At 59.7% G+C, this 24,509-nt stretch carries 21 protein-coding genes; 16 read left to right on the forward strand and 5 right to left on the reverse strand.

Annotated features, from left to right (window positions below; genetic code table 11):
- Positions 1 to 162: 162 nt before the first annotated feature.
- Entirely contained in the window at positions 163 to 1,392 is a 1,230-nt protein-coding gene (serA, locus tag ACIQAL_RS13740; RefSeq protein WP_401146102.1) for a phosphoglycerate dehydrogenase, read from the reverse strand.
- Between the two features lie 200 nt (positions 1,393 to 1,592).
- Between serA and ACIQAL_RS13745 the strand changes: the two genes are divergently transcribed.
- From ACIQAL_RS13745 to ACIQAL_RS13760, 4 genes are all read left to right on the forward strand, one after another.
- A complete protein-coding gene (locus tag ACIQAL_RS13745) occupies positions 1,593 to 2,987 on the forward strand; it encodes an FAD-binding oxidoreductase (protein ID WP_341960575.1) in 1,395 nt (464 codons plus the stop codon).
- A gap of 41 nt (positions 2,988 to 3,028) precedes the next feature.
- Positions 3,029 to 3,694: a fumarylacetoacetate hydrolase family protein gene (locus ACIQAL_RS13750; RefSeq protein WP_341960574.1), complete on the forward strand. Its 666-nt coding sequence runs from the start codon at positions 3,029 to 3,031 to the stop codon at positions 3,692 to 3,694.
- A gap of 170 nt (positions 3,695 to 3,864) precedes the next feature.
- The gene (locus tag ACIQAL_RS13755) at positions 3,865 to 4,782 is read left to right on the forward strand and encodes an SdiA-regulated domain-containing protein (protein WP_401146105.1); all 918 of its coding nucleotides are present in this window, start codon (positions 3,865 to 3,867) and stop codon (positions 4,780 to 4,782) included.
- 79 nt (positions 4,783 to 4,861) lie between these two features.
- Positions 4,862 to 5,773, forward strand: coding sequence for an SdiA-regulated domain-containing protein (locus tag ACIQAL_RS13760; protein WP_401146107.1), 912 nt, complete (start codon positions 4,862 to 4,864; stop codon positions 5,771 to 5,773).
- A gap of 157 nt (positions 5,774 to 5,930) precedes the next feature.
- Here the strand turns inward: ACIQAL_RS13760 and rpiA are convergent, their stop codons facing one another.
- Complete coding sequence (gene rpiA / locus ACIQAL_RS13765; protein ID WP_401146109.1) at positions 5,931 to 6,602, reverse strand: ribose-5-phosphate isomerase RpiA; 672 nt, start codon at positions 6,600 to 6,602, stop codon at positions 5,931 to 5,933.
- 146 nt (positions 6,603 to 6,748) lie between these two features.
- Between rpiA and ilvA the strand changes: the two genes are divergently transcribed.
- The 4 genes from ilvA to ACIQAL_RS13785 all read left to right on the forward strand — a co-directional run bounded on the left by ilvA (position 6,749) and on the right by ACIQAL_RS13785 (position 10,739).
- The gene (gene ilvA / locus ACIQAL_RS13770) at positions 6,749 to 8,263 is read left to right on the forward strand and encodes a threonine ammonia-lyase, biosynthetic (protein WP_401146111.1); all 1,515 of its coding nucleotides are present in this window, start codon (positions 6,749 to 6,751) and stop codon (positions 8,261 to 8,263) included.
- A 293-nt stretch (positions 8,264 to 8,556) separates the two neighbouring features.
- Positions 8,557 to 8,985 (forward strand): DUF2269 family protein, encoded by a 429-nt coding sequence (locus ACIQAL_RS13775; RefSeq protein ID WP_401146112.1) that lies wholly within the window; start codon positions 8,557 to 8,559, stop codon positions 8,983 to 8,985.
- Between the two features lie 33 nt (positions 8,986 to 9,018).
- Entirely contained in the window at positions 9,019 to 10,275 is a 1,257-nt protein-coding gene (locus tag ACIQAL_RS13780; protein ID WP_401146115.1) for an SDR family oxidoreductase, read from the forward strand.
- Complete coding sequence (locus tag ACIQAL_RS13785) at positions 10,272 to 10,739, forward strand: DUF2269 family protein (protein WP_401146118.1); 468 nt, start codon at positions 10,272 to 10,274, stop codon at positions 10,737 to 10,739. Before ACIQAL_RS13780 ends, ACIQAL_RS13785 begins: the two co-directional genes overlap by 4 nt.
- 185 nt (positions 10,740 to 10,924) lie before the next feature.
- Here the strand turns inward: ACIQAL_RS13785 and ACIQAL_RS13790 are convergent, their stop codons facing one another.
- Entirely contained in the window at positions 10,925 to 11,581 is a 657-nt protein-coding gene (locus ACIQAL_RS13790) for an HAD family hydrolase (protein ID WP_401146120.1), read from the reverse strand.
- Between the two features lie 165 nt (positions 11,582 to 11,746).
- On the opposite strand from ACIQAL_RS13790, the gene ACIQAL_RS13795 reads away from it, so the two are divergent.
- A complete protein-coding gene (locus ACIQAL_RS13795) occupies positions 11,747 to 12,226 on the forward strand; it encodes an RNA pyrophosphohydrolase (RefSeq protein ID WP_074751434.1) in 480 nt (159 codons plus the stop codon).
- A 21-nt stretch (positions 12,227 to 12,247) separates the two neighbouring features.
- Complete coding sequence (gene ptsP, locus ACIQAL_RS13800; RefSeq protein WP_166598738.1) at positions 12,248 to 14,527, forward strand: phosphoenolpyruvate--protein phosphotransferase; 2,280 nt, start codon at positions 12,248 to 12,250, stop codon at positions 14,525 to 14,527.
- 151 nt (positions 14,528 to 14,678) lie between these two features.
- On the opposite strand, the gene ACIQAL_RS13805 is transcribed toward ptsP, so the two are convergent.
- Positions 14,679 to 15,425 (reverse strand): NRDE family protein, encoded by a 747-nt coding sequence (locus ACIQAL_RS13805; RefSeq protein ID WP_401146122.1) that lies wholly within the window; start codon positions 15,423 to 15,425, stop codon positions 14,679 to 14,681.
- A 115-nt stretch (positions 15,426 to 15,540) separates the two neighbouring features.
- Here ACIQAL_RS13805 and ACIQAL_RS13810 point away from each other — a divergent pair, with 115 nt between their 5' ends.
- The 5 genes from ACIQAL_RS13810 (at position 15,541) to ACIQAL_RS13830 (ending at position 21,305) form a co-directional block, all read left to right on the forward strand.
- On the forward strand, positions 15,541 to 16,323 hold the full coding sequence (locus tag ACIQAL_RS13810) for a sulfite exporter TauE/SafE family protein (RefSeq protein WP_401146124.1): 783 nt from the start codon (positions 15,541 to 15,543) through the stop codon (positions 16,321 to 16,323).
- Between the two features lie 36 nt (positions 16,324 to 16,359).
- Positions 16,360 to 17,172, forward strand: coding sequence for a prolipoprotein diacylglyceryl transferase (lgt, locus tag ACIQAL_RS13815; protein ID WP_341960552.1), 813 nt, complete (start codon positions 16,360 to 16,362; stop codon positions 17,170 to 17,172).
- A 58-nt stretch (positions 17,173 to 17,230) separates the two neighbouring features.
- Entirely contained in the window at positions 17,231 to 18,064 is an 834-nt protein-coding gene (locus ACIQAL_RS13820) for a thymidylate synthase (RefSeq protein ID WP_341960551.1), read from the forward strand.
- A 345-nt stretch (positions 18,065 to 18,409) separates the two neighbouring features.
- A complete protein-coding gene (cfa, locus tag ACIQAL_RS13825; protein ID WP_401146127.1) occupies positions 18,410 to 19,567 on the forward strand; it encodes a cyclopropane fatty acyl phospholipid synthase in 1,158 nt (385 codons plus the stop codon).
- Positions 19,568 to 19,856: 289 nt separating this feature from the next.
- Positions 19,857 to 21,305, forward strand: coding sequence for a catalase (locus tag ACIQAL_RS13830; RefSeq protein WP_401146128.1), 1,449 nt, complete (start codon positions 19,857 to 19,859; stop codon positions 21,303 to 21,305).
- Positions 21,306 to 21,512: 207 nt separating this feature from the next.
- Here the strand turns inward: ACIQAL_RS13830 and cadR are convergent, their stop codons facing one another.
- Positions 21,513 to 21,971: a Cd(II)/Pb(II)-responsive transcriptional regulator gene (gene cadR, locus ACIQAL_RS13835; RefSeq protein WP_401146130.1), complete on the reverse strand. Its 459-nt coding sequence runs from the start codon at positions 21,969 to 21,971 to the stop codon at positions 21,513 to 21,515.
- A gap of 83 nt (positions 21,972 to 22,054) precedes the next feature.
- Between cadR and ACIQAL_RS13840 the strand changes: the two genes are divergently transcribed.
- A complete protein-coding gene (locus tag ACIQAL_RS13840) occupies positions 22,055 to 24,346 on the forward strand; it encodes a heavy metal translocating P-type ATPase (RefSeq protein ID WP_401146132.1) in 2,292 nt (763 codons plus the stop codon).
- The last annotated feature ends 163 nt before the right edge of the window (positions 24,347 to 24,509 follow it).

Consider the following 24,509-nt stretch of genomic DNA (forward strand, 5'->3'; position numbering starts at 1 on the left):
CGACGATTGGCCGGTACACCCGACACCCCTTTATCGGATGTACGATTTTCGCGAATGAATTCGCTCCCACAGGTGTCCGGCGGTGTGCCTTCGACATCACACAAAAAATCAGGCACAAAAAAGGAGACCCGAAGGTCTCCTTTTTTCATTCCGGCGCGACGCTTAGAACAGCACGCGGCTGCGGATGGTGCCTTTGACGTGTTGCAGCTTCTCTTGCGCCAGGTCCGAGTACTCGGCGTCGACGTCGATGACCACGTAACCGACTTTCTCGTTGGTCTGCAGGAACTGACCGGAGATGTTGATGCCGTTTTCCGCGAACACCTTGTTGATCTCCATGAGCACACCCGGAATGTTTTCGTGGATGTGCAGCAGGCGGTGCTTGCCTGGGTGAGCTGGCAGGGCCACTTCCGGGAAGTTGACCGAAGACACCGACGTACCGTTGTCGCTGTACTTGACCAGCTTCTCGGCCACTTCCAGACCGATGTTGGCCTGGGCTTCGGCGGTCGAGCCACCGATGTGCGGGGTCAGGATCACGTTGTCCAGGCCACGCAGCGGGCTTTCGAAGATGTCGTCGTTGGAGCGTGGCTCGACCGGGAACACGTCGATGGCGGCGCCGATCAGGTGCTGATCCTTGATCGCGCGGGCCAGTGCGTCGAGATCGACCACGGTGCCACGCGCAGCGTTGATCAGGATCGCGCCCTTCTTCATGGCGCGGATTTCTTTCTCGCCAATCATCATCTGAGTGGATGGCAGCTCAGGCACGTGCAGCGACACGATGTCGGCCAGGCCCAGCAGCTCGGTCAGGCTGGCCACCTGATTCGCGTTGCCCAGTGGCAGCTTGGTCAGTGGGTCGTAGAAGAACACCTGCATGCCCAGGCTTTCGGCCAGAACCGACAACTGAGTACCGATCGAGCCATAGCCGATGATGCCCAGTTTCTTGCCACGGATTTCGAACGAGTTTGCCGCGCTCTTGATCCAGCCACCGCGATGGCAGGAAGCGTTTTTCTCAGGAATGCCACGCAGCAACAGGATCGCCTCGGCCAACACCAACTCGGCCACGGAGCGGGTGTTGGAGTACGGGGCGTTGAACACCGCGATGCCGCGCTCGCGGGCCGCGTCGAGGTCAACCTGGTTGGTGCCGATGCAGAAGCAGCCCACCGCGACCAATTTCTTGGCACTGTCGAAGAGTTCTTCGGTCAGTTGGGTGCGGGAGCGAATACCGATGAAGTGAGCGTCGGCAATCTTTTCCTTCAGCTCGGCTTCCGGCAGCGACTTGGTGTGGTACTCGATGCTGGTGTAACCGGCGGCCTTGAGGACGTCGACTGCGGATTGGTGGACGCCTTCGAGAAGAAGGAACTTGATCTTGCTCTTGTCGAGGGAAGTCTTGCTCATCTGCGTAAACCTGTGTCCCGGAGAAAATGGCAGGGAATTGGACAGCGCAAGCTGGCCTCACGGCGCAACGGCGCCTTCGCAGGTCGGCCTCAGGCACGTCTCTGCGGGGGCGGTATGCTAGCATATGTGCCCCGCTAAATACCCGTTCCTGCGACGTGAGCCGTTCTCAGGATCACCATGAATCGTTCGAGAGTTCCTTGATGACACAGTCTGCGTTGATAGAAGAACTTAAGTCCCTGGTCGAGCCCGGAAAAGTGCTCACCGATGCCGATTCTCTCGAAGCCTATGGCAAGGACTGGACCCGGCAATTCGCCCCGGCGCCCAGCGCCATCGTGTTCCCCAAGACCACCGAACAGGTCCAGGCCATCGTCCGCTGGGCCAACGAGCACAGGTTTGCGCTGGTGCCATCGGGCGGTCGTACCGGGTTGTCAGCCGCTGCCGTGGCAATGAACGGCGAGGTGGTCGTTTCTTTCGACTACATGAATCAGATTCTCGAATTCAATGCCACCGACCGCACCGTGCGTTGCCAGCCGGGCCTGGTCACCAAGCAATTGCAGAACTTCGCTGAAGAGAACGGCCTTTATTACCCGGTGGATTTCGCGTCGTCCGGTTCCAGTCAGATCGGCGGCAACATCAACACCAACGCCGGCGGGATCAAGGTCATTCGCTACGGCATGACCCGCAACTGGGTCGCGGGCCTGAAAGTGGTGACGGGCAAGGGCGACATCCTTGAACTGAACAAAGACTTGCTCAAGAACGCCACCGGCTACGACTTGCGTCAGCTGTTCATCGGCTCGGAAGGCACGCTGGGTTTCGTCGTCGAAGCGACGATGCGTCTGGACCGCGAGCCGAACAACCTGACCTGCATGGTGTTGGGCACGCCGGATTTCGATTCGATCATGCCCGTGCTGCACGCCTTCCACGGCAAGCTGGACCTGACCGCCTTCGAGTTTTTTTCCGACAAGGGCCTGGCCCACATTCTGGCCCGAGGCGACGTGCCCGAGCCGTTCGAAACCAAAACGCCGTTCTACGCCTTGCTGGAATTCGAAGCGAGCAACGAAGAGATCGCCAATCAGGCGCTGGCGACCTTTGAGCATTGTGTGGAGCAGGGCTGGGTCATCGACGGCGTGATGAGCCAGAGCAAGCAACAGCTGCAGAATCTGTGGAAATTGCGCGAATACCTGTCGGAAACCATCTCCCATTACACGCCGTACAAGAACGACATCTCGGTCACGGTCTCGAAGGTGCCGGCGTTCCTGAATGAAATCGACGCCATCGTCAGCACGCACTACCCTGATTTCGAGGTCGTCTGGTACGGCCACATCGGCGACGGCAATTTGCACCTGAACATCCTCAAGCCGGGCGATCTGCCCAAAGAGGAGTTCTTCGCCCGGTGCGCGACGGTGAACAAGAAGGTGTTCGAGACCGTCGAGAAGTACAACGGCTCGATCTCGGCCGAGCACGGGGTCGGGTTGGTCAAACGCGATTACCTTGAATACAGCCGCTCGCCCGTGGAAATCGAGTACATGAAAGCGGTGAAAGCCGTGTTCGACCCGAACGGCATCATGAACCCTGGCAAAATCTTCGCGCAGTAGGCGACGATTGACTGAATAGACGCTGTATTAAAGGAACGCTCATGAGCTATCAGCACAAATACCTCGACGGCACCAAGGTTCACTTCCCGCTGGGCAAAGTGGTCTGCATCGGTCGCAACTACGCCGAACACGCCAAGGAACTGGATAACCCGGTGCCGACCGAGCCGCTGCTGTTCATCAAGCCAGGCAGCTGCGTGGTCGAGATCGAAGGCGGTTTCAGCATCCCTCAGGATCGGGGCTCGGTGCATTACGAGGCGGAAATCGTGGTCTTGATCGGCAAGCCGCTCAGCAAGAACCCGAGCCGCGAAGAAGTGCTGGACGCCATTTCCGGTTTTGCACCGGGGCTGGACCTGACCCTGCGTGACGTGCAGTCCAAGCTCAAAGAGAAAGGCCTGCCGTGGGAAATCGCCAAGTCGTTCGACGGCGCGGCGGTGATCGCCCCATTCGTCTCGGCAGACGTCTACCCGGACCTCGCCGACATCGCCATCCGCTTGACCGTCAACGGCGAAGTGCGCCAGGACGGCAACAGCAGCCAGATGCTCAACCCCATCGTGCCGATGATTCAGCACATGGCGTCGCAGTTCTCGCTGCAAGCGGGTGACCTGATTATGACCGGCACGCCAGCCGGTGTCGGGCCGTTCAACGTGGGCGATCAGATCGTCCTGGAACTGCCGGGCCAGAGCCGTTTCGAAAGCGACGTGCGCTGATCCCGGCGTGTTTGGCCAAAGGCCGCTTGTGATGCTGCAAGCGGCCTTTTTTGTGAGTACGAGAACTGTCCAGATTGCCGTTTTTTTCACACCCCATCTGGATAATCTGCGCCGACCGCAGCGAGACATAGCCGCTGTGCCATGGAATCTCTCTTTTCAGGATCGTTTTAATGGCTGTTACTGATCAATCGCTGACCACCTCTACGCGCCGACGTTTCTCCTGGTTCTGGTTGCTGATCGCCGTGGTGGTGATTCTGGTGGGCCTGTCTTACGCCTGGCATTGGGACGACCGTGGCCTGCTGTGGCTGCGCGAGCAGACGACCTCTGCAACCGAGCGCAATGCCAGCGTCTGGCTACCGGATTATCACGCCGTCATCGACGGCAAAACCCTCACAGGACTGGAGAAAGACGAAGCGTCGGACCTGTCCTATGACGCCGCCAGCAAGACCCTGTATTCGGTGATGGGCAAAAACGCGTTTCTGGCCGAGCTGAGCCTGACCGGTGACGTGTTGCGCAAGATTCCGCTGGTGGGCTGGAGCAACCCTGAAGGGGTCGCCGTGCTCGGTAATGGGCTTATCGCGATTGTCGATGAACGCCAGCATCTGATGACCATCGTAACGGTCACCCCTGATACCAAGACCTTGAACATCGCCGACTTCCCGAAATACGACCTCGGTCCGTCCGCCGATCAGAACAAGGCGTTCGAAGGGGTGGCCTGGGACCCGCGTAATCAGCAGATCATGCTCGGCGAAGAGCGCCCGCCTGCATTGTTCAGCTGGAAATCCGACGGCAGTGCTGTGTTGAAGGGCGACAAGCAGAAGCGCGAGAACGACAACCTGATCGTCCGCAACCTGTCGGCGCTGTACGCCGATCAGAAAACAGGGCACCTGTTGGTGCTGTCTGCCGAATCCCACTTGCTGTTGGAGCTGGACGAGAAGGGCAACAAGGTCAGCTTCATGGCGCTGGTGAGAGGCCTCAACGGCCTGGCCCACACCATCCCTCGCGCCGAGGGTATTGCGATGGACGAAAACGGCACGATTTACATGGTCAGCGAACCGAACCTGTTTTATTCGTTCAAGAAGAGCTGATTTCTCCTACAAAGGCTTTCAGCTTGGTTTCAGACTAGGGTGATATTAATGCGCCCCCATCTGAAACCGAGTGCCCTCCATGCGTCGTCTGCTCCCTCTCCACGCGGTGTTGCTGACCTTGCTGGCCGTACTTGTGCTGGCTGTGTCGTACATCGCCATGCGCGAGTACCGCGTGATCGAGCGACTTTGGTTCAACTGGCAGGTCTTCTGGCAGTCAAGCGATGCGCAAGCGTTGGGGTTGGACGATTACGAAGTGGTGATTGAGGCACGAGCGATTGAAGGGCTGGCGGATAACGTGTCCGCGCTGAGCTTCGATCCTGATCGCAAAACCCTGTTCACCGTGACCAACAAAGACCCTGAACTGGTGGAACTGAGCCTGAAAGGCCACATCCTCAGGCGAATTCCGCTGACGGGGTTTGGCGATGCCGAGGCGGTGGAGTACATCAGCCCCGGCATCTACGTCATCAGCGATGAATACCAACAACGCCTGATCAAGGTCCACGTGGACGACGACACCCTGTTTCTCGATTCTGCCGATGCCGAGCAGCTGACGTTGGGTATTGGTGCAGGGGGCAACAGCGGTTTCGAAGGGCTGGCTTATGACAACAGGGGCAAGCGCCTGTTTGTCGCCAAGGAGCGCAAGCCCGTGCAGATCCTCGAAGTGCGCGGTTTCCCCAACCTCGATGCGAGCGCGCCAACCCCCCTGGAAGTGACCTCTAGCAAACGCCGGGACGCGGGGCTGTTTGTCCGTGACCTCTCCAGCCTGCAATTTGATGAGCGCAGCGGCCATTTGTTGGCGCTCTCCGATGAGTCGCGGCAGATTCTGGAGCTGGATACCGAAGGCAGGCCGGTGGGCAATGTCTCGTTGAGCAAAGGCAGCATGGGCCTGAGCAAGAGCGTGCCGCAGGCGGAGGGGATCGCGATGGGGGATGACGAGACGTTGTATCTGGTGAGCGAGCCGAATCTGTTTTATGTGTTCAAGAAGCAGTAGCTAAATGGTTTCTTGATAACCCTGTAGGAGCGAATTTATTCGCGAGCGGCCCTTACAGCCGATACACGTCTATCGGCTGTACCGACGTCTCGCGAATGCATTCGCTCCTACAGGGTTTCATGTTTCGACAGAACTGCGGAGGTCGCCCGGCCAGGGTTCAGCGGGTCAGGGTTTTCACGCCTTCCTGAGTGCCCAGCAGCAGCAAATCCGCCGAACGCGCCGCGAACAGGCCGTTGGTGACCACGCCAACGATGGCGTTGATCTGTGCTTCCAGCTCCACCGGATTGGTGATGTTCATGTTGTGCACGTCGAGAATGATGTTGCCGTTGTCGGTCAACACGCCTTCGCGATACACCGGGTCGCCGCCCAGTTTCACCAATTGACGCGCAACGTGACTACGGGCCATCGGGATGACTTCCACAGGCAGCGGGAACGCGCCCAGCACCGGCACCAGCTTGCTGCCGTCGGCGATGCAAATGAAGGTTTTCGCCACGGCCGCCACGATCTTCTCGCGAGTCAGGGCTGCGCCGCCGCCTTTGATCAGGTTCAAGTGCTCGTCGCTTTCATCGGCGCCGTCGATGTAAAACTCCAGATCGCTGACCGTGTTCAGCTCATACACCGCAATGCCGTGGCCTTTCAGGCGGGCGGCGGTGGCTTCGGAACTGGCGACTGCGCCGTCGAACGCGCCTTTGTGCTGCGCCAGCGCGTCGATGAAGCAGTTGGCGGTGGAGCCGGTGCCGACGCCCACGATGCTTTTGTCGTCGAGTTTCGGAAGGATGAAGTCGACGGCGGCCTGTGCAACGGCCTGTTTGAGTTGATCCTGGGTCATGCGGGGCTCCACGGGGGCCAAAGGACACAAAAAGGGCGGGCATTATAGCGACATGCCGTCGGTAAAGCCTGACTCTTGGTGTGGTCGTGCGTCGGGTCGCGGGGTAGACTTCCGGCTCTTGCCCCTTTCGCCAGTGATGCTCTCCGATGCTCGAACAGTACGTGAAGAAAATCCTCACCTCCCGCGTCTACGACGTCGCCATCGAAACCCCGCTGCACGGCGCTCGCCAGTTGTCCGAACGGCTCGGCAACACGGTTCTGCTCAAGCGCGAAGACTTGCAGCCGGTGTTCTCTTTCAAGATTCGCGGCGCTTACAACAAGCTGGCGCAACTGAGCGCGGAAGAACTGGCGCGGGGCGTGGTCACGGCATCGGCGGGCAACCATGCACAGGGCCTGGCGCTGGCGGCGAAAACCTTGGGCGTGTCGGCCACTATCGTCATGCCGAAAACCACCCCGGAAATCAAAGTCGAGGGCGTGCGTTCGCGCGGCGGAAAGGTCGTACTGCACGGTGACTCGTTTCCCGAGGCGCTGGCGTATTCCCTGAAGTTGGTTGAAGAAAAAGGCTACGTCTACATCCACCCGTACGACGACCCTGACACCATCGCCGGGCAAGGCACGGTGGCGATGGAAATCCTCCGTCAGCACCCCGGGCGACTGGACGCGATCTTTGTCCCCGTGGGCGGCGGCGGTCTGATCGCGGGCATCGCGGCCTACGTGAAATACCTGCGGCCGGAGATCAAGGTGATCGGCGTCGAGCCGGACGACTCCAACTGCCTGCAACAGGCCATGGCCTACGGCGAGCGCGTGGTGTTGCAGCAGGTCGGATTGTTCGCGGACGGCGTGGCCGTGGCGCAGATCGGCCAGCACACCTTTGACATCTGCAAGGATTACGTCGATGAAGTCATCACCGTCAGCACCGACGAAATTTGCGCGGCGATCAAGGACATCTACGACGACACCCGCTCGATCACCGAGCCTGCGGGCGCTTTAGGTGCAGCGGGGATCAAGAAATACGTCGAACAGTACGAGGTCAAAGGCCAGACGTTTGTGGCCATCGAGTCCGGCGCCAACGTCAACTTCGACCGCCTGCGCCACGTCGCCGAGCGCGCCGAGCTGGGCGAAGGCCGCGAAGCGATCATTGCCGTGACCATCCCCGAGCAGCCGGGCAGTTTCAAGGCGTTCTGCGAAGCCGTGGGCAAGCGCCAAATCACCGAATTCAACTACCGCTACCACACCGACCGCGAGGCGCACATCTTCGTCGGCGTGCAGACCCACCCCGAGAACGACCCGCGCAAGGCTCTGATCGCGAGCCTCACCGACCAAGGCTTCCCGGTGCTGGACCTGACCGACAACGAACTCGCCAAGCTGCACTTGCGGCACATGGTGGGCGGGCATTCGGAGCGGGTCAGTGATGAAGTGGTGTTCCGCTTCGAATTCCCCGAGCGGCCGGGAGCGTTGTTCAATTTTCTGAATAAGCTGGGCGGGAAGTGGAATATTTCGATGTTTCACTACCGTAATCACGGCGCGGCGGACGGTCGGGTCGTGGCGGGGTTGGTGGTGCCGGAGGATGAGCGGCATCTGGTGCCGAAGGCACTGGCGGAGATTGGTTACCCGTATTGGGATGAGACGAATAATCCGGCGTATCGGTTATTTCTCGGCTGACATCGTTGGTCGCGGTGAGGGCGCACGCTCTTGATTCTGCCCGAAGGGCGTAGGAGTGCCGGGGTGGCGCTCCACCTTGCCTGGGATCTGTCGCGAAGCGGCAGTAAAACCGGACACCTCGGTTGTGTCAGGCAGACCGCGTCGTCGGGTTTACGACTGCTACGCAGCCGATCGCGAGCAAGCTTGCTCCTACGCCTTCGGCAGAAGCGGATCGGGTGCAACGCGGTAGCCCAACGCAACTTCCCGCCCCCGACTACGCTCAAAGCACGGCCTCTATAAAGGAAAGCGCCACCATGGAACACTTCGCCGCCCTGAAAATCCTGCACATGGTCACGACCGTGCTGCTGTTTGCCTGTGGGTTGGCATTAACGTTCTGGATCGTACGCGGACGGCGGGCCGGGGATCTGACGGTGCAGAATCGCGCCATGCAGAGGCCTTGGGTGTTTGTCTGGTTGCTGATGGGGTTGTGCCTGCTGACGCTGCCGATCAGCGGCTGGTGGCTGGTGCATTATGCGGGCTGGTCGCTGGGGCAGAGCTGGTTGTTGATCGCCAGCATTCTTTATACCTTTGGTGCGTTGAGTTGGGCCTGGCTGGCGGTGCGGGTCAATCGGCTGCGCAGGCCAGTGATCGTCGGCAACCCTAAATTTACCTTGGCGTTGGCGGTCTTCAGTGCGGTCTGTTTTGTCGCCATCGCCGGATTGATGGGTGCCAAGCCGGTTTAATTCCGCTGCATCACAATCACTACAAGGACGGTAATGAGGGTACTTCTGGCAGGTGCGACGGGATTCGTCGGACGTCACTTGCTCAAGGCGCTGAGCAGCGCCGGTCATCAGATCATCGCGACCAGTCGCACCCGGCAATCGTTGCGGTTGCCGGGTGTCGAATGGCGTCAGCTCGACCTCGACACCTTGGCTTCAGTGCCTGACCACTTCGAATTCCCCGAAGCCATCGATCTGCTGATCAACGCCGCCGGTTTGTTGAGTGTGGACGAGCAACAACTGAGCCTGACCCAGGACCTTGGGACTCGTGCGCTTTTCGATCTGGCGAAACAGGCCGGTGTCCGGGTCCTGCACATTTCGGCCCTCGGCGCGGGCGGACAGCCGGACGTGCCGTTTCTGGCCAGTAAAGCTGCGGCGGATGACTATCTGATGGCGCTCGGCCTACCCGCCGTGGTGCTGCGCCCTTCGTTGATCGTGGGGCAGGGCGGTGCCAGCAGTGACTGGCTCGCTCGTCTTTCCGCATTGCCGGTGATCCCGTTGCTGGACCGCAAAGCCCGATTGCAGCCTTTGCACATCGATGATCTGGTCGGTGCCGTACTGGCCTTGATGCGCCGCTGGCCGAACGCCGCCGTTGTCTTGCCCGTGGTGGGGCCTGAGGTCATGACGCTGGGGCAGTTGATCGACCAGATGCGCATGTCTCAAGGATGGCCGACCGCCTGGTTTCTCAAAATCCCTGACGCTGTGACCGAGCTGGGGGCTTCGATGGGCGATCGCTTCGGCTGGAGAGCCCTGAATTATCAAAGCCTGCTCATGGCCCGTCGCGACAACATCGCCGACCCCGAAGTGCTGGAGTCGGTCTGTGGGTATCGCTGCGCCAGTTTGCGTGATCGTTTGCAGGAGTGGCCTGATCCGGCCCAAAGCGCACAGCTCGCCCTGCGTCCCATGATGCTGGCGGTGCTGGCGCTGATCTGGCTGGGCACGGCGTTCGTCAGCCTCGGGCCCGGCTTTGATTGGGGATTGCGAATTCTTGCCGAGGCCGGACTGACAGGCCCCTTCGCGCAAATCGCGGCGGTGAGTGGTGCGCTGTGCGACGGAGTGTTGGGGGTTGGCATGCTCATCCCGCGCTGGCGCCGCCGTGTGTTTCAGGCGCAACTGTGCCTGATGGCGGTTTACACCGTCATCATCACCTTCATCCTTCCCCATTACTGGTTTGACCCTTACGCCGCTGTCGCCAAAAACCTGGTGCTGATGGTGGCCACTCTTTGGCTTTTACGGACGGAACCGCGTCGATGAACGCCTATTTACTGCTCAAAACCCTGCACATTCTGTCGTCCACGATCCTGTTCGGCCTCGGCGCGGGCTCGGCCTATTACGCGCTGAGGGCCTGGCGGACCGGCAAGGTCGAGGTCATCGCCGTGACGTTCAAGCATTTGGTGTTTGCCGATTGGGCGTTCACCACGACGACCGCGATCTTTCAGCCCCTTAGCGGGTTAGGCTTGGTATTGCTCGCAGGCTGGCCGCCTCATCAAAGCTGGCTGATGTGGAGTTTCGGGTTGTACGTGCTGGCGGGAATTTGCTGGCTGCCGGTGGTGTGGCTGCAGATCCGGGTGCACAAGATGGCGAATCAGGCGTTGCTGGAGGGTTCTGCGATGCCGATGAAGGCGACTGTTTATATGCGATGGTGGTTTGGCCTGGCGTGGCCCGCGTTCTTTTCGTTTATCGCGATTTTTTATTTGATGGTGGCCAAGCCGAGTTGAGGATGGCCACCGATCTTAAGCGTCAACACTACCTCCCTGTGGGAGCGAATTCATTCGCGAGGGGCCAGTACATTCGATGCATCTCTACCGCCTATACCGCCGTCTCGCGAATGAATTCGCTCCCACAGAAAAGCCGCGTTTGCCCAGTGTCTGGTCCCCCGGCAAGTTGAGGTGCCCCTGATATCTCAATCGCGCAACGAAATCACCGGCCAGCCACGACGAGTCGCTTCGGCGCGCAGTTTTTCATCGGGGTCGACGGCCACCGGGTTGGCGACTTGCTCCAGCAGCGGCAGGTCGTTCATCGAGTCGCTGTAGAAATAGCTGTCTTCCAGATCAAAGCCGTTTTCCTCGATCCAGCGGTTCAGGCGCGTCACCTTGCCTTCACGGAAGCAGGGCACGTCGGTGGTGCGGCCGGTGTAGCGGCCTTCGACGATCTCGCACTCGGTAGCCAGCAACGTGTCGATGCCCAGACGGGCCACAATGGGCGCGGTCACGAAACGGTTGGTCGCGGTGATTACTACCAGCTTGTCGCCCGCATCACGGTGTTGGGCGATCAGTGCCAGAGCCTTCGGCAGCATCAATGGCTCGATGCAATCGCGCATGAACTCGCCATGCCATTCGTCGAGTTGCGCCATTTCAGTGCGACCGAGGATTTCCAGGCTGAAATTCAGGTAATCCGTCAGGTTCAGAGTGCCTGCCAGATAGTCCTGATAAAAGGCATCGTTACGCGCCTTATAAGCAGCACCGTCAAGGATGCCGCGTTCGCACAGGTAATCACCCCAGGCGTGGTCGCTGTCGCCACCCAAGAGTGTGTTGTCGAGGTCGAATAAGGCCAGGCGCATGCGGTTACTCGCTGAATTGGCTGAAAAAAGAGCACAAGAATACGAGGTTTCATCAAGAGATCGCATCTATTAATGCAGTTGTCGCGATAAGCTGCCTGTGCCTCGTTGCTGCCTTCACGATCTTTGTGGAACAATGCGGCGACATGCGTTTGCGAGGTTGTAGCCGTGATCGACCCCGATGGTTTCCGCCCTAATGTCGGGATAATTCTGACAAATGATGCTGGCCAGGTCTTATGGGCTCGCCGTATCAACCAAGATGCCTGGCAGTTTCCGCAAGGAGGGATCAACCCTCAGGAAACGCCGGAAGACGCGCTCTATCGTGAATTGAATGAAGAAGTCGGGCTGGAACGGCACGATGTTGAAATTCTGGCCTGCACCCGTGGCTGGTTGCGATATCGTCTGCCGCAGCGCCTGGTCCGTACCCACAGCCAGCCGCTGTGCATCGGCCAGAAGCAAAAATGGTTTCTCCTGCGCCTGATCTCCAACGAGCAGCGGGTGCGGATGGATTTGACCGGTAAACCGGAGTTCGATGGCTGGAAATGGGTCAGCTATTGGTATCCGTTGGGCCAGGTGGTGACATTCAAGCGCGAAGTGTATCGCCGCGCACTCAAAGAGCTTGCCCCGCGCCTGTTGGCGCGCGACTGACACGGAGTTCGACCCCGAGCCATGCTCAATACGCTGCGCAAGATCGTCCAGGAAGTTAACTCCGCCAAGGATCTCAAGGCGGCGTTGGGGATTATTGTGTTACGCGTCAAAGAGGCCATGAGCAGCCAGGTCTGCTCGGTCTATTTGCTCGACCCCGAAAGCAACCGTTTCGTGCTGATGGCCACCGAGGGCTTGAACAAGCGCTCCATTGGCAAAGTCAGCATGGCGCCCAATGAAGGCCTGGTCGGTCTGGTCGGCACGCGCGAAGAGCCGCTGAACCTGGAAAACGCCGCCGATCACCCCCGTTATCGCTACTTTGCCGAGACTGGCGAAGAACGTTTTGCTTCGTTCCTTGGCGCGCCGATCATTCACCACCGGCGTGTCGTCGGGGTGTTGGTGATCCAGCAAAAGGAGCGCCGTCAGTTCGACGAAGGGGAAGAAGCCTTCCTCGTGACCATGAGCGCCCAGTTGGCTGGCGTTATCGCCCACGCCGAGGCCACCGGTTCGATTCGCGGGCTGGGGCGTCAGGGCAAGGGCATTCAGGAAGCCCGTTTCGTCGGCGTGGCCGGTTCGCCGGGTGCGGCAGTCGGTACGGCGCTGGTCATGTTGCCGCCCGCCGATCTCGAAGTGGTGCCGGACAAGACCGTCACCGACATCGATGCCGAACTGAAACTCTTCCAGAACGCCCTTGAAGGCGTTCGCAGCGATATGCGCACGCTTTCGGCGAAGTTGGCCACTCAGTTGCGTCCTGAGGAGCGCGCGTTGTTCGACGTCTACCTCATGATGCTCGACGATGCATCGCTGGGCAGTGAAGTCACCAACGTCATCAAGACCGGCCAATGGGCACAGGGCGCGCTGCGTTCGGTGGTCAATGAGCACGTCAACCGTTTTGAACTGATGGACGACGCCTACCTGCGCGAGCGTGCCTCGGACGTCAAGGACCTGGGCCGTCGTCTGCTGGCTTATCTTCAGGAGGCGCGCCAGCAGGCGCTGGTCTATCCCGACGCGACGATTCTGGTCAGCGAGGAATTGACCCCGGCCATGCTCGGCGAAGTGCCGGAAGGCAAGCTTGTCGGTCTGGTCTCGGTGCTGGGTTCGGGCAACTCCCACGTGGCGATCCTGGCGCGTGCGATGGGTATTCCGACGGTCATGGGTGCGGTGGATTTGCCGTATTCCAAGGTCGATGGCATCGAGCTGATCGTCGACGGTTATCACGGCGAAGTCTTCACCAACCCCAGCGAAGCACTGCGCAAGCAGTATTCGGTGGTGGTCGAGGAAGAGCGTCAGCTGTCTCAAGGCCTCGACGCCTTGCGCGAGCTGCCCTGCGTGACGCTCGACGGGCACCGCATGCCGCTCTGGGTCAACACGGGTCTGCTGGCCGACGTGGCGCGGGCTCAGCAGCGCGGCGCCGAAGGGGTGGGCCTGTACCGCACCGAAGTGCCGTTCATGATTCAGCAGCGTTTCCCGAGTGAAAAGGAACAGCTGGCGATCTACCGCGAGCAACTGGCCGCGTTCCACCCTCTGCCCGTGACCATGCGCACGCTGGACATCGGCGGTGACAAGGCGCTGTCCTATTTCCCGATCAAGGAAGACAACCCGTTCCTGGGCTGGCGCGGTATCCGCGTGACCCTCGATCACCCGGAAATCTTCCTGGTGCAGACTCGCGCGATGCTCAAGGCCAGCGAAGGCTTGAACAACCTGCGGATTTTGCTGCCGATGATCTCCGGCACTCATGAAACCGAAGAAGCTTTGCACCTTATTCACCGGGCTTGGGGCGAAGTGCGCGACGAAGGCACCGATGTGCCGATGCCCCCGGTGGGCGTCATGATCGAAGTGCCAGCGGCGGTGTACCAGACCCGCGAGCTGGCGCGTCAGGTGGACTTCCTGTCAGTTGGCTCCAACGACTTGACTCAGTACCTGCTGGCGGTCGACCGCAACAACCCGCGCGTGGCTGATCTCTACGATTACCTGCACCCGGCTGTGCTGCAAGCGCTGCAAAATGTCGTGCGCGACGCTCATGCCGAAGGCAAGCCGGTCAGTATTTGCGGGGAAATGGCGGGCGACCCGGCGGCCGCGGTGTTGTTGATGGCGATGGGCTTCGACAGCCTCTCGATGAACGCCACCAACCTGCCGAAAGTGAAGTGGATGCTGCGCCAGATCAACCTGAGCAAGGCGAAAGAACTGCTGGCGCAGCTGATGAAGAACGACAACCCGCAGGTCATCAGCAGCTCGTTGCAGCTTGCGCTGAGGAATCTTGGGCTGTCGCGGATGATCAACCCGACGTCCGTCAAAGGGCATTGATCGGTCGCGAGTGTCGGCTGCACTCTTACCCTCTGTGGGAGCGAATTTATTCGCGAAAAAACGTACATCCGACGGGAACGTGTCGGATGTACCGGCCAATCGCGAATGAATTCGCTCCCACAGTCAATCGCGGTGGGTCAGCACGCCACGATCAAACTTCCAAATCAACCTCACCCAATCTCCCGCCATACGGCCCGAAGCTGCGTTCGATCAATCTCCGGCTGCCATCTGCACTGGCAATCAGCACCGTACTCGCCCGCGTCCCGTAATTCGGGCTGGCGATGAACACGCTGGACAGCAGCTTTTCGGTCGCCAAACCCACGCCAGTACTGGGCAGGTCGGCGTCTGGTGCAGCCTCGGCGTCTGCGAGAAAGCCAAACAGCGCCTCCGGCTCCGGCTGATCCAGGTGATCCGAAAGCGCTGCCTTCGCCTTCAGCAGCTTCGGCCATGGCGTATCAAGCCCTGCGTTGGACACGCCATAAATCCCCGGTTCCAAGCGATGAGGAAGGGGATTCGCCGCGTTGAGAAAGTGCAGCTCTTCGCGATTGCCCACCAACAGATTGAAGCCGCCGTATTCCGTCGAGCGACCCGCGACTTCCCGCAAGTACTCGTCTATCGACAGCGAGCCGCTCAAAAAATGAGCAACCAGCTCACCCCTTGAGCGACGCCCCAACGGCTGGCCGGGATCGCGGATGTTGGTCAACGCGGCAAAGCGCCCCTCGGCCGTGACGCCCAGCCATGTGCCGCCCGCTTCCAGATCACGTCCGGCATAGATGTGGGAAGCGTCTTCCCATTGTGCGAGAGGCAGGGTCGGGCGAGCGTAGAACTCATCACGGTTGGCCGCCAGAATCAGCGGCTGCGGGTGGGCAGGGCGCCAGGCGAAGACGATCAGGCACATGCGGGCCTCCTTTTTCTCGACACTGTACGCACAGATACACAGGACATCCATCGACCACAGGTGGAGGGCAAGCGCTTGCTCCGGTAACATGCCGCACTGATTTTCGGAGACCCCCATGGAATTTCTGCTCTATCTGGCCTTGGGCGCCTGCGCCGGCGTGCTGGCCGGGCTGTTCGGTGTGGGCGGCGGCATCATCATCGTTCCGGTGCTGGTGTTCAGCTTCACGCTGCAAGGTTTCGACAGTTCGGTCCTGACCCACCTGGCCGTCGGCACATCGCTGGCGACCATCGTGTTCACCTCGATCCAGTCGGTTCGCGCCCACCACAAAATGGGCGCCGTGCGTTGGGCGGTGTTTGCGTGGATGACGGTGGGAATTCTGATCGGCGCGGGGTTTGGCTCACTGACGGCCAGCTACATCGCCGGGCCGCATTTGCAGAAAATCATTGGGGTCTTCGCGATCCTGGTCGCCCTTCAGATGGCCCTCGACCTCAGGCCCAAGGCCAGCGGCAGCGTGCCGGGCACGGCGGGGTTGACGGCGGCAGGTGTGGTGATCGGCTGGGCGTCGGCAATTTTCGGCATCGGCGGTGGATCATTGACCGTGCCATTCCTCACCTGGCGCAGTCTGACGATGCAGCAAGCGGTCGCCACGTCCTCCGCCTGCGGCTTTCCCATCGCGGTGGCGAGCGCCATAAGTTTCATGATTCTGGGGTGGCATGACCCGCTGCTGCCCCCGCATAGTCTTGGTTTCGTGTACTTGCCTGCGCTGATCGGCATCGCCGTCACCAGCATGTTTTTCGCCCGTTTTGGTGCGAAGCTGGCGCACAAACTGTCACCGAGGGTGCTGAAACGACTGTTCGCACTCCTGCTGGTGGTCGTGGGTACCAGTTTTCTGATTTGATTCGTTGCTCTATGAGCGTCCATTTAAGGAGTCGCAATGCTGCCTTACCCGCAGATTGACCCGGTAGCCGTGGCCATCGGTCCGCTGCAAATTCACTGGTACGGCCTGATGTACCTGGTCGGCATCGGCAGTGCCTGGTTCCTGGCGTCGCGTCGTTTGAACACGTTCGACCCGACATGGACCAAGGAAAAACTCTCGGACATGATCTTCTGGGTCGCGATGGGCGTGATCGTCGGTGGACGGCTCGGTTACGTGCTGTTCTACGACCTGCCAAACTACATCGCCAACCCGCTGCTGATCTTTGAAGTGTGGAAAGGCGGCATGGCATTCCACGGCGGTTTCATCGGCGTGATGATCGCGACCTACTGGTTCGGCAAACGCAACGGCAAGTCGTTCTTCCAACTGATGGACTTCATCGCGCCAATGGTGCCGATCGGCCTGGGTGCCGGACGCATTGGTAACTTCATCAACGGCGAGTTGTGGGGCAAACCGACCGACCTGCCGTGGGCCATGGTCTTCCCGCCGTTCAGCGACCCTGCTCAACTCCCGCGCCACCCGTCGCAGCTGTATCAATTCGCACTGGAAGGTGTGGCACTGTTCGTCATTCTCTATTTCTTCTCGCGCAAACCGCGTCCGACCATGGCCGTTTCCGGCATGTTCGCGCTGTTTTACGGGATTTTCCGCTTTGTCGTGGAGTTCGTCCGAGTGCCCGATGCCCAACTGGGTTATCTGGCCTGGGGCTGGGTCACCATGGGTCAGATCCTCAGCCTGCCGATGATCATCGGTGGCCTGGTGTTGATCTGGCTGGCCTATCACCGCGCACCGGCTGCCAACAAGGCAGCGGTTTGACTCTGGATCGCCCGGCTCATGAGGCCGGGCGATTCATCGATACAGAGGGCCTTTGAGCATGAAGCAATACCTTGAGCTGTTACAGGACGTCATCGCCAACGGAACGCGCAAGGGCGACCGGACCGGCACCGGCACAACGGCGGTGTTCGGTCGTCAGATTCGCCACAACCTGGCCGATGGCTTCCCGCTGCTGACCACCAAAAAGCTGCACTTCAAGAGCATCGCCAATGAGCTGATCTGGATGCTCAGCGGCAACACCAACACCCAATGGCTCAACGAAAACGGCGTGACCATCTGGGACGAGTGGGCGACTGAAGACGGCGATCTGGGCCCGGTTTACGGCGCACAGTGGACCGGCTGGCCGACCAAGGACGGCGGCAAGATCAACCAGATCGATTACATGGTCGATTGCCTCAAGCACAACCCCAACAGTCGCCGCATCCTGTTCCACGGCTGGAACACCGAATACCTGCCGGACGAAAAGCTGTCGCCTCAGGAAAACGTGAAGGTCGGACGTCAGGCGCTCGCGGTCTGCCATTTGCTCTATCAAGCGTTCGTGGCGGACGGCAAGCTGTCGATGCAGCTGTACATTCGCAGCTCCGATGTCTTCCTCGGCCTGCCGTACAACATCGCCGCGCTGGCCCTGCTGACCCACATGCTGGCGCAGCAGTGCGACCTGATTCCTCACGAGATCATCGTCAGCCTGGGCGACACCCACGCCTATTCGAACCACGAAGAGCAGATCGCCACGCAACTGACCCGCACGCCCAAAGCGCTGCCCCAGTTGAAGATCAACCGCCGCCCGGACAGCATCTACGACTACCGTTTCGAAGATTTCGAAATCGTGGGCTACGACGCCGACCCCAACATCAAGGCGCCTGTGGCGGTTTGAGCCTCCAGCGCTGAAGATTCTGTAGCAGTCCGGCTCGTCGGCGGTAGCGATTCTGCTCACGCCGCCAGCAAGCCGTACTGATCCAGAGCGATTTAATTAAATTCGCACGAGGCTTCTATGTTCTAACCGGTTAACCCCAAAGTTCCCGGTCAATTAAAATTTAATAAAGTTCTGATTGTTGCAGTTGCGTAATAACTGTTTTGCAAGGCAGTAAACAAAATTGATTTGATAGATATTTTCAATCTGTCGATTGCGTGTATTGAGTTTAACTCTAGGGATTGTTTGTTCTATAGTCGGGGTCTACCGATAAGTCTTTAGCCTGACACGCGTTTGGAATCACCCTCCATGACCACGACGAACTTCAGCACTGACACTTACTCCCGCACCACCTCTGGTCTTTATCGCGCCGCCGCTCGCATCCTCAACGAAGCCGGAATCCAGATCAACGGATCAGCACCCTCGGATATCCGCTTCAATGGTCCCGGCGTTCTCGAACGCGCTTTCGCTCAGGGCAACCTGGGGTTGGGCGAGGCCTACATGGACGGGCAATGGGACAGCGAGCATCTAGACGAGTTTTTCCATAGGCTCCTCAAGACGCGGATGACGGAAGACGTCAAACCGATTCGCTTGCTGTTCTACGCGCTCATGGCCAAGTTCATGAACCGGCAGAACGTCAAACGTTCGAAAACGGTCGGTGAAGTGCATTACGACCTGGGCAATGACTTCTATTCGAAAATGCTCGACTCGCGCATGACCTACACCTGCGGGTACTGGGAAAACGCCACAACCCTCGAAGAAGCGCAAGCCGCCAAGCTCGACCTGATCTGCCGCAAGTTGCAACTCAAGCCCGGCATGCGTGTGCTCGACATTGGCTGCGGCTGGGGCAGCTTCATGAGCTATGCCGCCGAACACTACGGCGTCGAAGCCGTGGGTGTGAGCATTTCCAAAGAACAGATTGCCTGGGCCAAAGAGCGCTACAAGCACCTGCCACTTGAATTTCGCTTCCAGGATTACCGTGAGCTGGACGAGCAGTTCGATGCGATTGCCAGCGTGGGCATGTTCGAACACGTGGGCCGCAAGAACCATCGGGAATACATGGAACTGGCCAATCGCTGTTTGAAACCCGGCGGGTTGTTCCTGTTGCATACCATTGGCAAGAACCAGCGCAACTCTTACCCTGATCCATGGATCGACAAATATATATTCCCCAATGGTGACCTGCCTTCAATTGGTCAAATGGGCGATGCCATGGATGGGTTATTCGTGGTCGAGGACTTGCACAACTTTGGCACGGACTACGACAAGACACTCATGGCGTGGCACGATAACTTTATGAAAGCCTGGCCTGAGTTTGAATCGCAATTGGGTGAACGCTTCTATCGTATGTGGCGTTATTACCTGTTGTCCTGTGCCGGGGCGTTCCGCGCGCGGGACATTCAGTTGTGGCAGTGGGTATTGTCCAAAGGCGGCGTGCCGCATGGGTACCACCGCAGCCAGATTTGAGCACTCACCTCAAACACCTCCGTAGGAGCGCGCTTGCCCGCGAAGGCGGTGTGTCAGATGGCGTGGATGCCATCGACGCACCGTGATCGCGGGCAAGCGTGCTCCTACATCTGCTCGATCATCTACGACTATCATTACGCCTTCCGCTAATTAACTTCCTCTATCCACCCAGTGCGGCATCACAATGAGCTTCGGCGCCGGGTTTTCCTTATCGTCTCTCCATCGAACAAGCACACGGCTGGCTTCACTTGAGGTCGCCGGGAAACGTGATCCCCGAGGAGAGAAGCGCATGAGCAACAAACTGACGACCGCATTCGGCGCCCCTGTTGTCGATAACCAGAACATCCAGACCGCAGGCCCCCACGGCCCGGCGCTGTTGCAGGACGTCTGGTTCCTGGAAAAACTTGCTCACTTCGATCGCGAAGTCATCCCGGAGCGCCGCATGCATGCCAAAGGCTCGGGCGCGTTCGGCACGTTCACCGTCACTCACGACATCACCCAATTTACCCGCGCCAAAATCTTCTCGCAGGTCGGCAAGCAGACTGAAATGTTCGCCCGCTTCTCGACCGTCGCTGGGGAGCGAGGCGCTGCGGACGCTGAACGCGACATTCGCGGCTTCGCCCTGAAGTTCTACACCGAAGAAGGCAACTGGGATTTGGTCGGCAACAACACGCCGGTTTTCTTCCTGCGTGACCCGCTGAAATTTCCTGACTTGAACCACGCCGTGAAACGCGACCCACGCACCGGCATGCGCAGCGCTGAAAACAATTGGGACTTCTGGACCCAACTGCCCGAAGCGTTTCACCAGGTCACCGTGGTAATGAGCGAGCGCGGCATTCCTCGCAGCTACCGCGAGATGCACGGTTTCGGCAGCCACACCTACAGCTTCCTTAACGCGCAGCACGAACGTTTCTGGGTCAAGTTTCACTTCGTGTCCCAGCAAGGCATCGCCAACCTGACCGACGCCGAAGCGCAGGATTTGGTGGGTCGCGATCGTGAGTCCCATCACCGCGACCTGTACGAAAGCATCGAGAGCGGCAATTTCCCTCGCTGGAAACTGTTCGTGCAGATCATGCCGGAGAAGGAAGCGGGCAGTTACCACATCAACCCGTTCGACCTGACCAAGGTCTGGCCGAAAGGCGACTACCCGCTGATCGAAGTGGGCGTGTTCGAGCTGAATCGCAACCCGGAAAACAACTTCGCTGACGTCGAGCAAGCCGCATTCGCGCCTTCCAACGTAGTGCCGGGTATCAGCTTCTCACCGGACAAAATGCTGCAGGGCCGTCTGTTCTCCTACGGCGATGCCCAGCGCTACCGCTTGAGCGTCAACCACCACCAGATTCCGGTGAACTCGCCAAAAGCAGCGCTGCACGTGAACAGCTACCACCGCGATGGCCTGATGCGCATCGACGGCAACCGTGGCGGCATGACCTCGTACGAGCCGAACACCAAGGGCGCGTTCCAGGAACAGCCTGATTTCCGCGAGCCGCCGCTGTCCATCGAAGGCGCTGCGGGCCACTGGAACCACCGTGTGGACGACGACTACTTCTCGCAGCCGGGCAACCTGTTTCGCAACATGAGCCCGAAAGAGCAACAGTCGCTGTTCGATAACACCGCACGTGCCTTGCGCGGAGTATCGGCGCCGATCATCGCGCTGCACATCAAGCACTGCACACAGGCTGACCCGGCGTACGGCGCCGGTGTGACCGAGGCGGTTGAGCGTATTCACCACGCGTAACGGCAGCTGAAACACAAAGCCCCCAACCTGGGTGACAGGTTGGAGGCTTTTTTCATTGGCCGATGTTTACTGACTTTGCGCAACGGATCCCCGATGCAGCAAATCCTGTGGGTTAGTCTGACACACCGCTTTCGCCACTGTCGTGACCTCCAGAAGCTCCTACAAGTCCGAGTCGAATTCGAAAATCAGTTTCAGGGGCAGATAGCTTTAATGCCCATGACTGCGCCCCACATGGGAATGCTCCACTTCGGCGGCGACCACGCTGCCGCTTACTTCCAGTCGATCCAGAATCCCGCAATGATCCGGCGCGCCTTCGCTGCAACGCTGTCGCAAATCCACCAATTGCACTTGTAGCGCCTGAAGGCTGGCGATGCGGGCGCTGACGTGCTGAATGTGCTCGTCGATCAGCGCATTCACGCTTTCACACTGATCTTGCGGGCTGTCGCGCAGGGCCAGCAGACTGCGGATTTCATCCAGCGTCATGTCCAGGCTGCGGCAGTTGCGGATGAAGGTCAGGCGCTCAACGTGTTCCTGAGTGTACAGCCGGTAATTGCCTTCACTTCGCGCAGGCTCGGACAGCAGCTTTTCGCGCTCGTAATAACGAATGGTTTCCACGGGGCAGTCGGTCAGTTTGGCCAGCTCGCCGATCTTGAAAGAGGCGTTCATGTCATCGATCCCGTTTTGAGGCTTGACCCTATAGTGGCTACAGGGTGTTCACTTGGCAACACGCACACCAAGAGACTCAATCGATGAGTGACTCTGTACACAAACATTCGCCCCACGATCACGCTGGCCATGACCATAGCGGCCATGACCACGCAGGGCATGATCACTCGGCGCCCGCGACATTCACGCCGGTCGGCAAGCACGAGCACAAACCCCATGCCTGCTGCTCGCACGAAAGCGCCCCGGCTGTCGTCAACGTGGGTGAAGGCTCGACCGAACATGCGCGTCTCAGCCGCTTCCGCATCGAGGCGATGGATTGCCCGACCGAACAGACGCTGATTCAGAACAAGCTGGGCAAGATGTCTGGCATTCAGAAGCTCGAATTCAACCTGATCAATCGCGTGCTGGGCGTCTGGCATGAACTGCCGTCGACCGACCCGATTCGTGAGGCCATCGGCTCGCTCGGCATGCAGGCTGACGTGATGGAAGAGGGCGCAGCCCAAGAGACCGAATCGCTGCCGTCGCCGAAAAAGCCGTGGTGGCCGCTGGCACTGTCCGGCGTGGCTGCTGTGTCGGCGGAAGTCATTCACTTCACGGATGCCGCGCCGACCTGGGTGGTGGCGCTGATTGCCCTCGTCGCAATCTTCAGCGGCGGCCTGACCACCTACAAAAAAGGCTGGATCGCTCTTAAGCACCTAAATCTGAACATCAATGCCCTGATGAGCATCGCCGTGACCGGCGCGGTGCTGATCGGGCAATGGCCGGAAGCGGCGATGGTGATGTTCCTGTTCACTGTGGCCGAGCTGATCGAAGCCAAATCCCTGGACCGCGCGCGCAACGCCATTGGCGGCTTGATGCAGCTCGCGCCTGACATGGCAACCGTCCAGAAAGACGGCCAGTGGGTTGAGGTCGAGGTCAAGTACATCGCATTGGGCAGCGTGGTCCGGGTCAAACCTGGCGAGCGCATTGGTCTCGACGGACAAGTGGTGGCGGGGCATTCGAGCATCGACCAGGCGCCGATCACGGGCGAAAGCCTGCCGGTCGAGAAGACCGTGGGCGACAAGGTGTTTGCCGGGACTATCAACCAGGCCGGTTCGCTGGAGTACAAGGTCACGGCGGCGGCGAACAATTCGACGCTGGCGCGGATCATTCATGCGGTCGAAGCCGCCCAGGGTGCGCGTGCGCCGACCCAGCGCTTCGTCGACAGCTTCTCGAAAATCTACACCCCGGCGGTGTTTGCGTTGGCGCTGGCCGTGGCGATCATCCCACCATTATTCATGGGCGCGGCGTGGTTCGACTGGATCTATCGCGCGCTGGTGTTGCTGGTGGTGGCGTGCCCGTGTGCACTGGTGATTTCAACCCCGGTGAGCATCGTCAGCGGTCTGGCCGCGGCTGCGCGCAAAGGGATTCTGGTCAAGGGTGGCGTCTACCTGGAAATGGGCCACAAGCTCGATTATCTGGCGCTGGACAAGACCGGGACCATCACCCACGGCAAGCCGGTGCAGACCGATTACGTGTTGCTCGACGAGGCGTTCGGTGAGCGAGCGCTGGCGATATCAGCAAGCCTGGCAGGGCGTTCCGATCACCCGGTTTCTCAGGCCATTGCGACCGATTTCGGCAAGGAAGGGCATTTTCCGGTCGAGGCGTTCGAAGCGCTGGGCGGGCGAGGTGTGAAGGGCGATGTCGAGGGTCGCTTGTATCACTTGGGCAACCACCGGTTGGTGCATGAGTCGGGGCTGTGCTCGCCCGAACTTGAGGCGCGTCTTGAGGTGTTGGAAACCCAGGGCAAAACGGTGGTGCTGTTGTTCGACGAGACCGGGCCGTTGGCGTTGTTCGCAGTGGCCGACACGGTCAAGGACAGCAGCCGTGAAGCCATCGCGCAATTGCATGCACTGGGCGTGAAGACCGTGATGCTCACGGGCGACAACCCGCACACCGCTCAAGCGATTGCTACGCAGGTGGGCATTGATGAAGCCCACGGCAACCTGCTGCCGACTCACAAATTGCAGGCGATTGAAGGGCTGTACGCGCAGAACCATCGCGTCGGGATGGTAGGTGATGGCATCAACGACGCGCCTGCATTGGCGCGGGCGGAGATCGGCTTCGCCATGGCGGCTGCCGGGACTGACACCGCCATCGAAACCGCTGACGTGGCGTTGATGGACGACGACTTGCGCAAGATTCCGGCGTTCATCCGTCTGTCTCGGGACACCGCTTCGGTGCTCAAACAGAACATCGCGTTGGCGCTGGTAATCAAGGCGATCTTCCTCGCCGTGACCTTCGCGGGCGTCGCGACCATGTGGATGGCCGTGTTTGCGGATATGGGGGTGAGCTTGCTGGTGGTGTTCAACGGGTTGCGGTTGTTGAGGAAGTAATTTGAATGATCGTGCCCACGTGATGCATTCCCACGCGGAGCGTGGGAGCGATCATGAAGGGGAGCATGGCGCGGTTCAGGCTTTTGATTCTGGCCGAAGGCCGTAGGAGTTGGCTTGCCTACGATCGGCCCGGGGTCGCGCTCGACCGCAGCGGCAGCAAAAC

It is taken from the genome of Pseudomonas sp. NPDC088368, from assembly GCF_044753445.1.
Lineage (GTDB): Bacteria > Pseudomonadota > Gammaproteobacteria > Pseudomonadales > Pseudomonadaceae > Aquipseudomonas > Aquipseudomonas bambusae.

Coding starts and splice junctions, on each gene's coding strand:
- ACIQAL_RS13750 (WP_341960574.1), top strand. CDS start 3,029: ATGAGCTATCAGCACAAATACCTCGACGGCACCAAGGTTCACTTCCCG.
- ACIQAL_RS13840 (WP_401146132.1), top strand. CDS start 22,055: ATGAGTGACTCTGTACACAAACATTCGCCCCACGATCACGCTGGCCAT.
- ACIQAL_RS13755 (WP_401146105.1), top strand. CDS start 3,865: ATGGCTGTTACTGATCAATCGCTGACCACCTCTACGCGCCGACGTTTC.
- ACIQAL_RS13790 (WP_401146120.1), bottom strand. CDS start 11,581: ATGCGCCTGGCCTTATTCGACCTCGACAACACACTCTTGGGTGGCGAC.
- ACIQAL_RS13820 (WP_341960551.1), top strand. CDS start 17,231: ATGAAGCAATACCTTGAGCTGTTACAGGACGTCATCGCCAACGGAACG.
- ACIQAL_RS13760 (WP_401146107.1), top strand. CDS start 4,862: ATGCGTCGTCTGCTCCCTCTCCACGCGGTGTTGCTGACCTTGCTGGCC.
- ACIQAL_RS13780 (WP_401146115.1), top strand. CDS start 9,019: ATGAGGGTACTTCTGGCAGGTGCGACGGGATTCGTCGGACGTCACTTG.
- ACIQAL_RS13830 (WP_401146128.1), top strand. CDS start 19,857: ATGAGCAACAAACTGACGACCGCATTCGGCGCCCCTGTTGTCGATAAC.
- lgt (WP_341960552.1), top strand. CDS start 16,360: ATGCTGCCTTACCCGCAGATTGACCCGGTAGCCGTGGCCATCGGTCCG.
- ACIQAL_RS13805 (WP_401146122.1), bottom strand. CDS start 15,425: ATGTGCCTGATCGTCTTCGCCTGGCGCCCTGCCCACCCGCAGCCGCTG.
- ACIQAL_RS13785 (WP_401146118.1), top strand. CDS start 10,272: ATGAACGCCTATTTACTGCTCAAAACCCTGCACATTCTGTCGTCCACG.
- ptsP (WP_166598738.1), top strand. CDS start 12,248: ATGCTCAATACGCTGCGCAAGATCGTCCAGGAAGTTAACTCCGCCAAG.
- ilvA (WP_401146111.1), top strand. CDS start 6,749: ATGCTCGAACAGTACGTGAAGAAAATCCTCACCTCCCGCGTCTACGAC.
- ACIQAL_RS13745 (WP_341960575.1), top strand. CDS start 1,593: ATGACACAGTCTGCGTTGATAGAAGAACTTAAGTCCCTGGTCGAGCCC.
- serA (WP_401146102.1), bottom strand. CDS start 1,392: ATGAGCAAGACTTCCCTCGACAAGAGCAAGATCAAGTTCCTTCTTCTC.
- ACIQAL_RS13810 (WP_401146124.1), top strand. CDS start 15,541: ATGGAATTTCTGCTCTATCTGGCCTTGGGCGCCTGCGCCGGCGTGCTG.
- cadR (WP_401146130.1), bottom strand. CDS start 21,971: ATGAACGCCTCTTTCAAGATCGGCGAGCTGGCCAAACTGACCGACTGC.
- ACIQAL_RS13775 (WP_401146112.1), top strand. CDS start 8,557: ATGGAACACTTCGCCGCCCTGAAAATCCTGCACATGGTCACGACCGTG.
- rpiA (WP_401146109.1), bottom strand. CDS start 6,602: ATGACCCAGGATCAACTCAAACAGGCCGTTGCACAGGCCGCCGTCGAC.
- cfa (WP_401146127.1), top strand. CDS start 18,410: ATGACCACGACGAACTTCAGCACTGACACTTACTCCCGCACCACCTCT.